This is a genomic window from Phocaeicola sp. RTP21198st1_B8_RTP21198_201120 (genome assembly GCF_040929485.1).
GTDB lineage: Bacteria > Bacteroidota > Bacteroidia > Bacteroidales > Bacteroidaceae > Phocaeicola > Phocaeicola dorei.
The window spans coordinates 1-1,047 of record NZ_JBCOCI010000546.1; the positions used below are offsets into that span (position 1 = coordinate 1).

Sequence of the window (1,047 nt, forward strand, 5' to 3'; positions counted from 1 at the left end):
ACCGAGGCTCGTTTCCAAGCTTTCGCAGAGAATAACTTCTTGTTTACTCATGATTCTTTTGCTTTTTTACTCTGCAAATGTATATAAAATATCTTTTTTTACTTACTTTTGTCTCATTAAAACGTTTAATCATGAAAGCATTATTACCTGTATATTGTCGTCCTTTAGGATATGTTGTCTTGTTGGTAGCTCTGTTCATCCCTTTTATTTTGGTGATGCAGGGAGTAGTAACTGATACTAATTTGTTGTTTTATAAAGAATGTACAAAGTTGTTGATGATGGCAGGATGCTTGTTAATAATCTTTGCATTAAGTAAGAATGAAAGCCGTGAAACGGAGCAAATCCGGAACTCGGCTGTTCGTAATGCCATCTTTTTGACATTCTTGTTCGTCTTTGGTGGTATGTTGTGGCGTGTTATGCAAGGAGATGTGATAAACGTCGATACTTCCTCTTTCCTGACTTTTCTGGTTTTTAATGTGCTTTGTCTGGAGTTTGGTCTGAAAAAAGCGCTTGTTGATCGATTCTTTAAAAGATAATTTTCTTTTCAATTAAACCTTTTGCGATTCGATTTGTCAAAAAGACATTGTTATTGCTACTAATATAATCGTAAATAAGGTAAATGAAAAGATTTTCAGCAGGGTTGGTGCTGATGTTGCTATGCACCTTCTCAATTTTTGCACAGAATAAGGTTATTACCGTTTCGGGACGTGTGGTGGAATCCGATACTAAAGAGCCCGCAGCGCAGGCTACAGTTCAATTGCTATCATTACCTGATAGTGCTTATGCCGCCGGTATAGCCAGTAGTAACCAGGGATGGTTTACTCTCCCCAAAGTAAAAGCCGGAAAATATGTGTTGAAAGTTTCCTATATTGGATTCCGAACCAAGCTCGTACCGGTACAATTATCTGCTAACGCCACTGATAAAAAATTGGGAACCATTACATTGGATCCGGATGCTGTCATGCTGAAGGAAGCGGTGATTACTGCCGAAGCTCCTCCTGTTACTGTAAAAGCTGACACGACAGAGTATTCTGCAGCAGCTTATCC

The 1,047-nt window shown here is 38.7% G+C and carries 2 protein-coding genes; both read left to right on the top strand.

Annotated elements, in window-relative coordinates; all coding sequences use genetic code 11:
• Window positions 1–131 precede the first annotated feature (131 nt).
• A complete protein-coding gene (locus AB5935_RS27970) occupies window positions 132–536 on the top strand; it encodes a hypothetical protein (RefSeq protein WP_004305412.1) in 405 nt (134 codons plus the stop codon).
• Window positions 537–619: 83 nt separating this feature from the next.
• Window positions 620–1,047: carboxypeptidase-like regulatory domain-containing protein (locus AB5935_RS27975; RefSeq protein ID WP_368328096.1), on the top strand; the 428-nt coding region annotated here is incomplete at its 3' end.